The sequence below is a fragment of the Pseudomonas sp. CFBP 13710 genome (assembly GCF_014842235.1).
Taxonomy (GTDB): domain Bacteria; phylum Pseudomonadota; class Gammaproteobacteria; order Pseudomonadales; family Pseudomonadaceae; genus Aquipseudomonas; species Aquipseudomonas baltica.
The window spans coordinates 1-13,583 of record NZ_JACYVJ010000012.1 but is presented as its reverse complement, the minus strand read 5'-3'; the positions used below and the strand labels follow the sequence as shown (position 1 = coordinate 13,583).

Genomic DNA, 13,583 nt, shown 5'->3' with positions numbered 1-13,583 from the left:
GCCGACCCCGACGCAAGAAGGAGCCGTAATGCCGCGTACCCTGACACGAAAGAACCCTGGCAATTTCAAGACCCTGCCCCTTGCCGTCGAAGCCACGCCCGAAGCCCTGAGTTACGAAGCCGTGGGCATGCCCCTGAATTTCGCTCAGACCCTGGAACGGCGCAAACCGGTCGAGGTGAGTGACAGCGAACGCTTTCGCGTGGAGCTGGCCAACCTCGGCGTGTCGGTCCGGCTGACCTTGAACTGGCGTGGCCGCGACTACTGGGTGCTGGTGCGTCAACGCCGCGAAGACCGCGGCGATGTGGTGCTCAAGCTGATCTCCGGCTATGTGCCGGCCCATGAGGTGAACCTGCCGCTGCACACGGCCATTCAGGAAATCGCCGAGGAGTGTCTGCTGGAGACTTCGGAAGGCTGGCTGGGCGGGCGTTTCAACGACACCTGGCTGCCGACGCCGTATGACCAGGTGCTGCGCTATCACGAGCCCCTGCCCTTTCGCTTGAGCACCCGTTCCGGCGCGGCGCGCCCGGTCCGCTGTGGCAGCCTGAACCTGATCGAGCGGCCCCGGGCCTACGTGCACGTGCCGACGGCTTCGTTGCAATTGGTCTACGACCTGCGCCTGGAGGTGCCGCCCCAGGCCAAGGGGCTCAGCCTGTTCCATGTGGAGGAGCGCCTGGAAAAAGGTGAGCTGATCACCCGCCTGAGCCGGAGCAGGCCCGACCTGTACCTGATACCGCTGAAGGACGGTCAGCCGGTCGCCGAGCTGTACACCTTGAAGAAGGACAAGCTGCACGCCGCAGGCACACGGGGCGTTTACCTGGCCGAGAGTTTCGCTGCGCAAGAAGGTTGGTTGGTCCGCGACGAACGTGTGCGCTGGCGCGACTGGGTGGCGGAAAAAGGCCTGGCCATCCCGAAGAAGCCGCGTACCAGCCTGCAAAAATTCAAGGTCAAGGCGCGGGTATTGGTGCGCAAGGTGCGCAGCGGTCTGCACAAGTAACCCCATTGCCCCTACCGAATACCGTCATGCGGTGTGCCTGGAACACCGCGGTGCGGCCGGACGCGGCTTGCGCCGCTGCTACAGGGGGGGGGGGGCGGTGGACGCAGTCCCTGTAGCAGCGGCGCAAGCCGCGTCGGCGCAAGCCGCGTCGGCGGTGGACGCGGTCCCTGTAGCAGCGGCGCAAGCCGCGTCGGCGGTGGACACGGTGCATTTGCGGGAACGTGGTAGAACCTGACGCTTCAACGGCTGCGGATTTTCTCGACGATGGCGGTGGTCGAGCTGTTTTCCACCAGCCCCAGTACCTTTACCGTGCCGCCATAGGCGGCCACGATATCGGCACCTACCACTTGCTCCATCGAATAATCCCCTCCCTTCACCAGCACATCCGGGCGTACATGGGTCAGCAGGTTTTCCGGTGTACCTTCGGCAAAACTGATCACCCAGTCCACCGCCCCGAGCCCGGCCAACACCGCCATGCGCCGGTCGACGCTGTTGATCGGCCGACCCGGCCCTTTCAGACGGCTTACCGAAGCGTCATCGTTGACCGCCACGATCAGCCGGTCACCCTGAGCGCGGGCCTGTTCCAGATACGTCACGTGGCCCGCATGGAGGATATCGAAGCAGCCATTGGTGAACACGATGCGCTCGTTGTGCGCCCGCGCATCGTCGATCGCCAGCAGCAACTGCTCGAGGCTCAACACGCCGCGTTCCGAACCTTCCTCGCGCTGGATGGCACGGCGCAGTTCAGGTGCGCTGATCGCCGCCGTACCCAGCTTGCCGACCACGATGCCCGCCGCCAGATTGGCCAGGGCCACCGCATGGGGCAACTCTTCGCCTGCGGCGATGGCCGCTGCCAGGGTGGAGATTACGGTATCGCCGGCACCAGTCACGTCGAACACTTCACGGGCCCGCGCGGGTAAGTGCAGGGCCGGATGATCAGGGCGCAACAGGGTCATGCCGTGCTCGCCACGGGTCACCAGCAGTGCGCCCAGATCCAGCTCGCTCATCAGCGCGGCGCCTTTGGCCACCAGTTCTGCCTCATCGGCGCAACCGCCGACGATGGTTTCGAATTCGCTGAGGTTGGGCGTGATCAGGCTGGCGCCTCGATAGATCGAGAAATCCTTGCCCTTGGGGTCGGCCAGCACGGGAATGTTGCGCGCGCGCGCCGCCTGAATCAGCGCCTGATGGTTTTTCAGCGCGCCCTTGCCATAGTCCGACAGCACCAGCACCTTGACGCCTTCGAGCAACGCTTCGACTTCGTTGCCCAGCGCTACCGGGTCAGTGGCAAACGCTTCTTCGAAGTCGATGCGCAACAGTTGTTGATGGCGGCTCATGACCCGCAACTTGACGATGGTCGGCTGGTGGGCAATGCGCTGGAACACCGCTGTGACGCCGGCAGCCTTCAAGCTGTTGCCCAGGCTGTCGGCGGCCTCGTCGGTACCGGTCACACCCACCAGGGAAGCCGGCGCACCCAGTGCGGCGATGTTCAACGCAACGTTGGCGGCACCACCAGGCCGATCCTCGATCTGTTCGACCTTGACCACCGGCACCGGTGCTTCCGGGGAGATGCGCGAAGTACCGCCATGCCAGTAACGGTCGAGCATGACATCGCCGACCACCAATACAGGGGCCGACTCGAATCGCGGCATGGATAACTTCATGGGCAACCCACATACAAAATGAACAGGGCGGCGATATTAACACGCAAGCACCCGATAGGCCCCCACCCCACCTCGGGAGCGGTAATCCCCGTAGGAGCGGCCAGTGGCCGCGAAGGGCACGCCGCGGATTACCATGTGCGAGCAGTGATCCCCGTAGGAGCGGCCAGTGGCCGCGAAGGGAACGCCGCGTATCACCTGACACACCGAGCCGTCCGATTCGCGGCCGATGACCGCTCCTGCAAGGGGACCGCAATCACGCGCAATAGCGTAATGCCATAGGGAAATCGCAGTCCTGTAGGGCTCAGGTGATGTCGGTTTTCGCAGGTTCGTCCAGGCCCATGGCGTGTAACCTGGCGTAATAGCCGTTCTGCGCCAGCAACTGCGCGTGCGTGCCGCGCTCGACGATGCGGCCCTGGTCCATCACCAGAATCTGGTCGGCCTTTTCGATAGTCGACAGTCGGTGAGCGATCACCAAGGTGGTCCGCCCTTTCATCACATGGTCCAGCGCAGCCTGGATATGTCGCTCCGATTCGGTATCCAGCGCCGAGGTCGCTTCATCCAGAATCAGCACGGGGGCATTCTTGAGCAACGCCCGGGCAATCGCCAGGCGCTGGCGCTGGCCACCGGACAACAGCACACCGTTCTCGCCCACCTGCGTGTCGAAACCCTCGGGCAGACGGTCGATGAATTCCTTGGCATAGGCATCGGCCGCCGCCGCCACCACATCTTCGCGCGGCGCACCGGCGAGGTCACCGTAGGCAATGTTGTTGGCCACGCTGTCGTTGAACAGTGTCACGCTCTGGGTCACCAGCGCGATATGCCGGCGCAGGTTGCGCAGCTGGTAGTCGGCAATCTCCACGCCATCGAGCAACACTTCACCTTGATTGTGGTGATAGAAGCGCGGGATCAACCCGGCCAGGGTCGACTTGCCACTGCCCGAACGCCCCACCAGCGCAATCATCTGCCCCGGCTTGGCGGTGAAGTTGATGTCACTGAGCACTTGGCGATCGGTGCCGGGGTAGGTGAAGTTCAGGTTGCGCACTTCCAGCGAACCGCCAACGCGCTCGCGCTCCACTGTGCCGGTGTCCAGCTCGGGAGGGACGTCCAGCTGCTCGAAGATGCTTTCGGCACCGGCCACGCCCTTCTGCACCGTGGAGCTGACTTCCGACAGCTGGCGGATCGGCTTGGGCAGCAAACCGGCTGCGGTGATGTAGGCCACCAGATCACCGGCCGTGGCATCGCCACGCATGTACAGCACCAGGAACATCAGCACAGCCATGGCGGTGTAGATCACCAGCTGCAACATCGGCGTGTAGATCGCGCCGGTCTTGGTCATGCGCAGTTGCTTGTCGGTGTTGCCCTGGCTGGCTTTGGCAAAGCGGTTCTGCTCGTAGCCTTCACCGCCGAAGCTGCGCACCACCCGATAGCCCTGGATGGTCTCGGATGCCACGTGGGTCACATCGCCCATGGCAACCTGAATCTTCTTGCTCTGCTTGCGGAATTTCTTGCTGGTGCTGCCGACCATGACGGCGATCAGCGGCAGAATGGCCAGCATGACCAGGGTCAGTTGCCAGTTCATCCAGATCAGATAGATGAACAGGAATACCACCGTCAGGCCTTCGCGGATCACCACCTTGATGGCATCGGTCGCAGCGCCGGTCACCATGGTCACGTTGAAGGTGATGCGCGAAATCAGGTGGCCGGAGTTGTGCGTGTCGAAGTAGCGGTTGGGCAGTACCAGCAGCTTGTTGAACAGCTCCACGCGCAGGTCGTGGACCAGGCCCAGCGATACCTTGGCCAGGAAGTAATTGCCCAGGTAGGAGCCCAGGCCCTGCCAGGCGGCGATCAGCACGATCAGTATGGGTACCGCCTGCAGCAGTTGCAGGTCGCGCAGGTAGGGCACATTGGGGAACAGTACCGCTTCGGGATTGCTCAGGCCGTCGACGAAATACTTGAGGATGCCGGCCAGCATGGGCTGGGTCGAGGCGAAGATCACGAAACCTATGATACTGATCAGGAACATGCCCACGTAGGGGCGAACGTAGCTGAGCAGTCGCAAATAGATTTTCAGGCTTGAATCCTGTTCCGCTGGGCGCGGTGAATCACTCATCGTCTAACTCACTGTTGGCGTAGAACGGGAATTTTATCACAGGGGGCCGATCGGGGATCGCGGTGCTGCAGCCAGACCGAGTCGCGCCCTTCGCGGGCAAAGCAATCCCCCGTAGGAGCGGTCCGTGGCCGCGAAAGCCGCGCCGCAGTTCGGCCTGGCGGTAGAACATGCTGGCGCTTTTGGGCATCATGCCACCCGCCCTCTTCAATCAAGGCCTTATCACGATGCAATGCACCCGCCTTCCTCTGGCCGCTTTTGACACGCTGATCACCGGCGCCAAGGTGTTGGAAGCCGACAGCCATGGCGCGAAAGTGTACCTGCTCGCAGACGGCAAGATCCTGAAACTTTTCCGCCGCAAACGGCTGTTTTCCTCAGCCCTGCTGCGCCCGTATTCGGCGCGTTTCATCGCCAACGCCCAACGCCTGCAGCAACTGGGCGTGCCGACCTTGAAGGTGCTGCAGCACTATCGTCTGGACAAGCCTGGCATGACCGCCGTGCTGTACGAGCCCCTGCCAGGCAGGAACCTGCGTCAGTTGATGGACACCGCCGACTTCACCTGGCAACACAGCCTGGAGCCGCTGATCGCCATGATTCGCCGGTTGCATCGCTCAGGGGTGTATTTCCGCTCGCTGCACCTGGGCAATGTGATCGTCACGCCCGAAGGAGAGCTGGGCCTGATCGACATGGCCGACATGAGCTTCACCCGCGGGCCTTTGTCGAAGCGCTTGATCAAGCGCAACCTCGAGCATTTCTCCCGGTATCTGGAGCGTGAACAGTTGACCGCCTGCTTCCCCTTGGCCGAGCTCAACAAAGCCCTGCTCAAGTAGCACCATGGCCCGTCCCCTGTAGGAGCGGCCAGTGGCCGCGAAAGCCGCACCGCGGTTCGGCCTGACACACCGCAGCGCCTGTTTCGCGGCCGATGACCGCTCCTACGGGTACACCACAATCCCCCGTAGGAGCGGCCAGTGGCCGCGAAGGGTGCACCGCGGTTCGGCCTGACACACCGCAGCGCCTGTTTCGCGGCCGATGACCGCTCCTACGGGTACACCGCAATCCCCTGTAGGAGCGGCCAGTGGCCGCGAAAGCCGCACCGCGGTTCGGCTTGACACACCGCAGCGCCTGTTTCGCGGGCAGAGCCCGCTCCCACAAGTACAGCGCAATCCCCTGTAGGAGCGGCCAGTGGCCGCGAAGGGCGCGGCGCGGTTACTAGGACAAGGCCAACCGCAGGCGTTGCCACACCGTCAACGGCGGATGCGGGCGAAGTGCCGGCTGCATCGCTTGCACGATACGCTCACCGATCCGGTCGAAACCGTATTCCCCCAGCACCAGCGCCTGCCCCGCCGCAGCGATGCGCTCGGCCAGCGCCGGCTCGCGGCGCAGCTGCGCCAGCTTGGCCTGCAAGCTCGCCACGCTGTCGTACAACACCACCGTGCGCATGTCCTGGAACCCCAGCGCGCGGTTTTCCGCCTCGCCCTGATCGAAGGTGAACAGCACACACCCACACGCCATGGCTTCGAAATTCTTGATCATGTACTCGCCCATGCCCACATCGGCACTGACGAAAAAACGGATGCGGTTCAGCGTATCGCCATACTCCTGGCCGCTGTTGGTCCGCGTCACCAGCAACGGCTCCACCTGGCCGATCGCATCGAGCATCTGCTTGCGGCCACTGTAGGCCACGCTCTTGGTGCTGCCCACGAAAGCCAGCTCGATATCGCGCTCGCGGGTCTGCGGCGTCAGCAGGGCCTGGTCATAGCCCTTGGGCACGAAATGGGCATCGAAGCCCTCGGCGCGCAAGCGTTCGCTGACCATGAACCCCGAACTGATCACCCGCACCCACGGCAACTGCTGGTAGTGCGCGCTGAACTTGCCGGTGTACTTGCACGCGATGTAGTTCTGGTAGGCGTCATGTTCCAGGATGACCAGATTGGGCACCGAACGAATGAACGCCACCTGGCGAACCTCCTGCTTGAAACGCAGGAAGAACAGAATGCGGTCGTACCGGGCGACGTCCACTTCCCGCTTGAAATACCCTTTCAGATCGCGCTGCTGCGCACTGTCCAACCAGCGCAGATCACACTCGCAATGCGCGGCGATCCCCTCATAGAGACGATCGAGAATGGCGCGCTGCTCTTTCTGCACCAGAAACAGTACTTTCATCATTGTGCTAACGGCACCTTATAAGTCTTTGCGCCAGAACAGTTCGTGGCGGCGCACCGCCTTGCGGAAAAATTCGTTTTCACCCGTCGCCGGCCAACGTCGACCGGCCAGCAACCATTGCAGCCAACGCCGCACGCGACGCTTGAACGGCGCCGGCGGTTGCAGGTCGTGCATCATGCCTAGCGCCATGGCCTTGTCCATCTGCACAGCCGCACCCACCGGCAGGCTGCACGGCAGCAGCCGTTCACGGGCATCGAAAAACGGTGGCAGGGCCACGCCTTCGCCAGCACGGCCCATAGGCCAACGGTCGTTGTCATGCAAATGGTTGGCATAGCCCAGCAGGTAGCGTGGCTGGTGCGCCACCCCTTGCAACGCCTGCAGCACCGCTGCCTGCGCGCAGATGTGGTCCGGGTGAGGGTCGATGCTCGCGTGGGGCATCACCAGCACATCCGGCTGCGCCCGTTGCAGCAGTTCGCGCAGGTCGGCGAGCAGATTGTTCCAGGTCGGCGCGCCATCGGCATCGGCCGGCAAGGCGAAGGGGTTGAGCTGACGGAACGGGCGGATGTCAGTCATGTCCGCCTCGCGCGAGCCACACGGCTGCTCGGGTGCCGCCTGCATCGCTGGCAGTTGCAGGCAGAAATACCCCAACTGCACGCACTGCTCGGCCGGCACCCCGGCCCAGCGCGGTACGGCCAGGCTGTCCCAGGCCCGCAGGCGCCCCTTCAAGCGAGCGGCGTCGGCCGGCGCCAGGCCCATCGCCTGATAGTGCTCGGCTTCGATCTCGCCTGCCGTCAAGGTCACGATCCAACTGCTCGCCGCCCGGCTGTACAAACCATAGGCCGCCAGCTCGGCATCGTCGGCATGGGGCGCAATGACCATGACCGTGTGCCGGGTGAAATCCGGATGCTGAAAGCGCCACAAGCGCGGCTCGCCAACGATGCGGCAGAACCGCCCGCGCAAGCGCAGGCGCCCGTGATTGAGCTCATCGGCAAAGCCACTCAGATTCAGGTAGCGCAGGCCATCGACACCGCGCTCGAACGTCTGCCGGTCGCTCAGCTCACTTCCGAGCAACTGCACATACGGATCGAACAGTCGCCCCAGCCAGGACGCCTTCACATCCAGCGCCAGGATCAAGGTATCCGCCGCCTCGACGCGCTCTGCAACCTGCAGCACCTCGCCGTTCAGGCTGACCTTGGCCAGCTCCGCTTCGCTGTCGAAGCTGTAGGCGTAATCATCGCCCGGCGAATAGAACAGATGGTCGGCAAACCACGCCTCATGGGCCACCCAGGCCAGCAACAACAGGGGCAGCGGCAACCACCAGGCAACCAGCACACCCGCCAGCAGCATCACCACCAGCCCGGCCAGCAGCACGCGACGCTTGTTGCGCCGGTGCCGGGCGAGCAACGCCTGTTTGCGGCTCATGCCTGAAACACCGGAACGGGGTTGCACCAGCGGTCCTTGTACTCGCGGTCGGCGCGGCCGAACGAGAAGCGCAGGGGTTTGTTCACCGCGCGGGCCTGCTCCCAGGCGCTCTGGGTATTGAGAAAACTGAGCACGCTGCCGGGGCTGAACGCGCGGTTCTCCGGATCCACGCCGCCATTGATGTATTCCACGCTGACCCAGTCTGGCGCCTCGACGCGGTACACCAGTTGAATGGCAACGGGCGCATCGCCCAGCAGCAGCACCGAGCCGATCATCAGCTCGCGCAGCAGCTCGATGACCTCGGCCATGCGCTCGGCGCCGGTCGCGGGAAAGCCCCAGCGGCGCTGGAACAGGTCACAGTAGATCGCTGCCAGCTCGGCGCTGGTGAATTCACTGACGGGCTTGGCCACGCCGCCGGCTTCTTCCAGCAGACGCAGTTCGCGGCGCTGGTTGTAGCGAAATTTCTTCGACAGGTCTTCGGGCGTGCGGGCCATGGCCAGGCTCTCGGCCTGCGCTTTCAAGCCGCTGAAACGCCCCTGGTTCAGCTCCGACAGATAACGCCCATGGTGGCGCAGCGGTGCCTGGGCATCAGCAGCCGCCGGCAAAATCAACTCGGCGTTGCCCAGATCGTACAGGCCCTTCTTGCCGGCCTGCTTGAGCACGTCCTTGGACAGCGCCAGGTAGCGCCCCCAGGTGGGTATCACTGCGACCAGTTTGCCCGCCTGCTCCCACCCCAGGTAGCGCACCGGAATGCCGGCCAGCGCAGCCAACCGCTCGACCACCAGCGGGTGCGTCGCCACACTGCCGCCGAACTGCGTCCAGGCCTGGGCATAGGTGGCCGCGTCCACAGTTTGCCAGCCCCGTTCGCGCACGCTCTGCAATCGGTTGAGCATCATGTGGCCGCCGTCAGTGCGGTGACCATCGGCAGTTGCCAGAAAGCCTTGCGCACCGCGCGGTCGCAGAAGCGCGTCTCGAGGCGTTCGGCCATGTGCGCTTCGCACTGCGCGCGCTGGTAGCGATCCATCCCGGCCATGTGTTCCAGGCCCTGTGCCAGGCGCTCGGCGTCACCCAGCGGAAACAGGATACCGACGCCCTCGACGATCTCCGGTGCGCCACCGCAGGCCGTGGCCAGCAGCGGCACATTGGCCGCCATCGCTTCAAGCAGGACCATGCCGAACGGCTCATGGTCGGAGCTCAGGGCGAACACGTCGAACGCCTTGAAATACAGCCGCGCCTGGGCCACCTGGCCAAGAAACCGCACCCGCTCGGCAATGCCCAGCTCCACGGCCAGGTCCTTGAGATTCTGTTCCAGGCGCCCAGAACCGATGATCACCAGCAGCGCTTCCTGAGGCAGTTTTGCCCAGGCCAAAGCAAAGCCGCGCAGCAAGGTGGCCTGGTCCTTATCCGGGTGCAGGCGACCGACGTTGCCGACGATCCAGGCATCGGGCGCCAACCCCAACGCCTGGCGGGCTTCGGCCGCAGGCAGCAATTGTTGCTGCAAGGTAAAGGTGTTCAAACGGTTGTACAGCGTGGCGATGCGCTCGGGCGCCCAACCGGGCAGGCAGCGGCGCATGTCGTCGCGCACCGCATCGGACACGCCCAGCAGGCTCAAGCGTTTGCGGAACAACTGCGCAAACACCCGGCGCGAACGACGCTGATAGTCACCGAACGCATGGTGCACGCCGATCACCGGCAGCGAAGTGCCTAGCAGGGCAACATAGATAGGCTTGAACCGGTGCGCGATGCAGAAGGCGAATGTGCGCGCAGCAGTGATCTTGCGCAGCTCGCGAATGGCACCCAGCTTCAAGCCACGGATATCCTTGGAACTGAACTCCATGAACAGCACTTCGTCGCTCTCGCAGCCAGCGGCCACCTGAGCATCGGCCGCGCCGGTCAGGAACACGGTGGTCACCCGGTAGCCACGGCCCACGAACAGGCTGGCGTACTGACGGGCACAGTCGAGGAACGGCCCGTCATAGCCGTGGCAGAACTGCAGCACATGACGCTCAGTCGAGCGCGTCATAGGCTTGAGCACCCTCTTTGACCACCAGAATGTCTTCCATGACCAGGTACTCGAGGTCCGAGCCGTAGAACATGTTCAACGCATCGGTGGGCGAGCAGATCATCGGCTCGCCACGGCGGTTGAGCGAGGTGTTCAGCGACACGCCATTGCCGGTCAGCTCTTCGAGGGCCTTCATCATGTCGTAGTAGCGCGGGTTGTACTTGCGCTTGAGCACCTGGGCGCGCGAGGTGCCGTCTTCGTGGACCACTTCCGGCACGCGGGTCTTCCATTCCTCGGCCACCTCGAAGGTGAACGTCATGAACGGCGCCGGGTGGTCGATCTTGATCATCTGCGGCGCGACGGTGTCGAGCATCGATGGGCAGAAAGGCCTCCAGCGCTCGCGGAACTTGATCTGGTGGTTGATGCGGTCGGCCACGCCCGGCACGCTCGGGCAACCGATGATCGACCGACCACCCAGCGCCCGCGGGCCGAACTCCATGCGTCCCTGGAACCAGGCCACCGGGTTGCCGTCGACCATGATCTGCGCGATCTGCTTGGGCATGTTGCCCAGCATGCGCCCCTTGGGCTTGTTCGGATGACGCGCGCAGGCAGCGATCACGTCTTCGTTGGTGTAGGACGGGCCCAGGTACACGTGCTCCATCTTCTCCACCGGCACGCCGCGGGCATGGGACACGTAGGCCGCCGCCCCGACCGCGGTACCGGCGTCGCCGGAAGCCGGCTGCACGAACAGCTCCTTTACGTCCGGGCGGGCGATGATCTTCTGGTTCAGCTTGACGTTCAGCGCGCAGCCACCGGCGAAGGCCAGCTTGCCGGTCTGCTTGAGCACGTCGCCCAGGTAGTGGTCGATCATCTGCAGGGCGAGTTTTTCGAACAACGCCTGCATGCTGGCCGCGTAGTGGATGTACGGCTCGTCGGCGATGTCGCCTTCGCGCTTGGGGCCCAACCATTCGATCAGCTTGGGCGAGAAGTAGAAACCCTTGCCCTTCTCTTTATAGCGGCGCAGGCCGATGACGTTGGCGTAGTCGGTGTTGATCACCAGTTCGCCGTTCTCGAACGAAGCCAGGCGCGAGAAGTCGTACTTGCTGGCGTCGCCATAGGGCGCCATGCCCATGACCTTGAACTCGCCGTCGAGCATTTCGAAACCGAGGAATTCGGTGATCGCGCCATACAGGCCGCCCAGCGAATCCGGGTCGAAGAACTCCTTGATCTTGTGGATCTTGCCGTTCTCGCCGTAGCCGAAAAACGTAGTGGCGTACTCACCCTTGCCGTCGATGCCGAGGATCGCGGTTTTTTCCTGGAAGCCCGAGCAGTGGTAGGCACTTGAGGCATGCGCCAGGTGATGCTCGACCGGTTCGATCTTGATCTTCTTCGCGTCGAAGCCCAACTGTTCCAGGCAGAAGACGATCTTGTTGCGGTAGCGCTTGTAGCGACGGTTGCCCATCAGCAGCGCATCGAGGGCGCGGTCCGGGGCATACCAGTAGCGCTTGGCGTAGTGCCAACGGGCCCTGCCGAACAGACTGATGGGCGCGAACGGAATCGCCACCACGTCAACGTCCGACGGCTTAATGCCAGCTTGCTCCAGGCAGAACTTGGCCGATTCATAGGGCATGCGGTTCTTTGCATGTTTGTCGCGCACGAAGCGCTCTTCTTCGGCGGCGGCAACCAGCTTGCCGTCGATGTACAGCGCCGCGGAAGGGTCATGGCTAAGGGCGCCGGACAGGCCAAGAATCGTCAATGCCAAGGGTCTAGCCTCTTTGAGCGGAATGGGTGCGCGCGCGGTGATCGGGCACGGCGGGCGGCGAAAGGCGGGGATTATAGCGTAATAAGCGATGGCTCAACCAACACCCCTGTGGCGGTGGTGCTGTGGCGAGCGATCCGTTCAGTCACAGACAAAAATCGAAGATCTCTGGTTTTTCCTTAGGAAAGGTCAAACACGTATGATTGAAACGGCAAGCGCTAGCAGTGATTGAGGCGCAGCGAGCGTTGGATCCCCCCAGGCAATAATGAAGGTCCGGAAATTCTAGTCAAAGCGCTATGGGGGCCAAGATTTCCGTGTTGGATGAAAAAATCGGTCGCTGAACATCCAGCGACCGGGTGAGGCCAAGCAGTTCGTCATGACTGCATGTGCAGCGAGAAGATTTCGGCTTTTAAGAAGCATGTATTACCAACGCACAATTTTGATAGTTGAAACCAAACTCTGCCTTTGTTTCGAAATACTAGCTGCAACAACGTAGATATTTCAGGCCGACTACAGGCTCCGCCTATATTTTAGCTCAAACAGGGCAACCTACTGGCTCTGTTTTTTTACTAACGCGACCCACTCTAAATTGCGACGACCCGTATCAACTATCTAACTATTCGAATAACGGCTAAAGTATCGGATCGTACTCGAAGGAAAAATTATCTATATAGCAGTTTACGTTAGGTATTGCGTAAATATACAACACCGAAATCCGCCTTGTAGGATTGTCTTTCACGTCTATCCTCACCCACCCTGAATTAACAACCATAGTCCGTATCTGCCCTCCCTCATACTCAACAATGAGAGGACGATCAGCACCACTAGCACCGCCTAGACTTAGGCCGAACTGTAGAGCGGTACAAAAAGGCGTTAAATCTATCCTTATGAATGTAGCCGTATCCCGTAGAATAGTATATTTCAAAGCATTGCCTGAAATGAAAGGTTCAAGGGCTACAGGTGGATCCTGAACGATTTCTGCCTGCATCTGTATCTCAACATCCATATGGAATTTACTTAACCGCAACGGCCATGCAATAGGACCTACTGGAACGTTATCAAACCCTTCAGTCCCTGGCGGAGTGACCGCCTTGATTTTTGCCAACTCAAACGGCACAGCCTCGGACGTTTTCACAAGCCCATTCTCGACGCGTGCAACCGTGTACGCCACTGACACAGCCTTGTCCTGGCTCAGCTCCGCCACCGCCTTGGGCACCGTGAACTCCAGGGGCTGCGCTGTCGTCAGTCGCCGAGCGGGCAACACCAGGGACCCTGCTGGATCCACCGCCGTCCATTCCAACCCTACCCATTGGCCCGCTTCGATCCCCCCATACACCGGTGTCGTGATCTTCACACCCGTATTGGGAATAGCCGCAGGGTCCAGGTGCCCATTGGTTTCGTTTTCCACCGTTGGTGCAGGCAGCACCAAAGTCAACTGAGTCATGTTCAGCACTCCTTCAGGAAATATAACCGCT

The 13,583-nt window shown here is 62.3% G+C and carries 10 protein-coding genes; 2 read left to right on the top strand and 8 right to left on the bottom strand.

Going from position 1 to position 13,583, the window contains the following annotated elements; translation table 11 throughout:
- Positions 1-28: 28 nt before the first annotated feature.
- On the top strand, positions 29-994 hold the full coding sequence (locus IFT44_RS18870; protein WP_185795359.1) for a metal ABC transporter ATPase: 966 nt from the start codon (positions 29-31) through the stop codon (positions 992-994).
- A 239-nt stretch (positions 995-1,233) separates the two neighbouring features.
- Here IFT44_RS18870 and hldE read toward each other — a convergent pair whose 3' ends face one another.
- Together hldE and msbA are read right to left on the bottom strand one after the other, a co-directional pair.
- The gene (gene hldE, locus IFT44_RS18865; protein ID WP_122477071.1) at positions 1,234-2,655 is read right to left on the bottom strand and encodes a bifunctional D-glycero-beta-D-manno-heptose-7-phosphate kinase/D-glycero-beta-D-manno-heptose 1-phosphate adenylyltransferase HldE; all 1,422 of its coding nucleotides are present in this window, start codon (positions 2,653-2,655) and stop codon (positions 1,234-1,236) included.
- 301 nt (positions 2,656-2,956) lie between these two features.
- Complete coding sequence (gene msbA, locus IFT44_RS18860) at positions 2,957-4,765, bottom strand: lipid A export permease/ATP-binding protein MsbA (RefSeq protein WP_122477070.1); 1,809 nt, start codon at positions 4,763-4,765, stop codon at positions 2,957-2,959.
- A gap of 224 nt (positions 4,766-4,989) precedes the next feature.
- Here msbA and IFT44_RS18855 point away from each other — a divergent pair, with 224 nt between their 5' ends.
- Positions 4,990-5,592, top strand: a complete 603-nt coding sequence (locus tag IFT44_RS18855) for a lipopolysaccharide kinase InaA family protein (RefSeq protein ID WP_185795362.1) — start codon at positions 4,990-4,992, stop codon at positions 5,590-5,592.
- A 379-nt stretch (positions 5,593-5,971) separates the two neighbouring features.
- Here IFT44_RS18855 and IFT44_RS18850 read toward each other — a convergent pair whose 3' ends face one another.
- The 6 genes from IFT44_RS18850 to IFT44_RS18825 all read right to left on the bottom strand — a co-directional run.
- Positions 5,972-6,925 carry a glycosyltransferase gene (locus IFT44_RS18850; protein ID WP_192176439.1) on the bottom strand — a complete coding sequence of 318 codons (954 nt, stop codon included), beginning with the start codon at positions 6,923-6,925 and terminating at the stop codon, positions 5,972-5,974.
- An 18-nt stretch (positions 6,926-6,943) separates the two neighbouring features.
- Complete coding sequence (locus IFT44_RS18845; RefSeq protein ID WP_192176406.1) at positions 6,944-8,347, bottom strand: PIG-L family deacetylase; 1,404 nt, start codon at positions 8,345-8,347, stop codon at positions 6,944-6,946.
- Positions 8,344-9,240, bottom strand: a complete 897-nt coding sequence (locus IFT44_RS18840; protein WP_192176438.1) for an antimicrobial resistance protein Mig-14 — start codon at positions 9,238-9,240, stop codon at positions 8,344-8,346. The genes IFT44_RS18845 and IFT44_RS18840 overlap by 4 nt, the downstream gene beginning before the upstream one ends.
- On the bottom strand, positions 9,240-10,370 hold the full coding sequence (locus tag IFT44_RS18835; RefSeq protein WP_192176405.1) for a glycosyltransferase: 1,131 nt from the start codon (positions 10,368-10,370) through the stop codon (positions 9,240-9,242). Before IFT44_RS18835 ends, IFT44_RS18840 begins: the two co-directional genes overlap by 1 nt.
- Positions 10,354-12,111 (bottom strand): carbamoyltransferase family protein, encoded by a 1,758-nt coding sequence (locus IFT44_RS18830; protein WP_192176404.1) that lies wholly within the window; start codon positions 12,109-12,111, stop codon positions 10,354-10,356. Before IFT44_RS18830 ends, IFT44_RS18835 begins: the two co-directional genes overlap by 17 nt.
- Before the next feature lie 628 nt (positions 12,112-12,739).
- A partial coding sequence (locus IFT44_RS18825; protein ID WP_207106117.1) for a hypothetical protein occupies positions 12,740-13,583 on the bottom strand: 844 nt, incomplete at its 5' end.

Coding starts and splice junctions, on each gene's coding strand:
- IFT44_RS18870 (WP_185795359.1), top strand. CDS start 29: ATGCCGCGTACCCTGACACGAAAGAACCCTGGCAATTTCAAGACCCTG.
- hldE (WP_122477071.1), bottom strand. CDS start 2,655: ATGAAGTTATCCATGCCGCGATTCGAGTCGGCCCCTGTATTGGTGGTC.
- msbA (WP_122477070.1), bottom strand. CDS start 4,765: ATGAGTGATTCACCGCGCCCAGCGGAACAGGATTCAAGCCTGAAAATC.
- IFT44_RS18855 (WP_185795362.1), top strand. CDS start 4,990: ATGCAATGCACCCGCCTTCCTCTGGCCGCTTTTGACACGCTGATCACC.
- IFT44_RS18850 (WP_192176439.1), bottom strand. CDS start 6,925: ATGAAAGTACTGTTTCTGGTGCAGAAAGAGCAGCGCGCCATTCTCGAT.
- IFT44_RS18845 (WP_192176406.1), bottom strand. CDS start 8,347: ATGAGCCGCAAACAGGCGTTGCTCGCCCGGCACCGGCGCAACAAGCGT.
- IFT44_RS18840 (WP_192176438.1), bottom strand. CDS start 9,240: ATGCTCAACCGATTGCAGAGCGTGCGCGAACGGGGCTGGCAAACTGTG.
- IFT44_RS18835 (WP_192176405.1), bottom strand. CDS start 10,370: ATGACGCGCTCGACTGAGCGTCATGTGCTGCAGTTCTGCCACGGCTAT.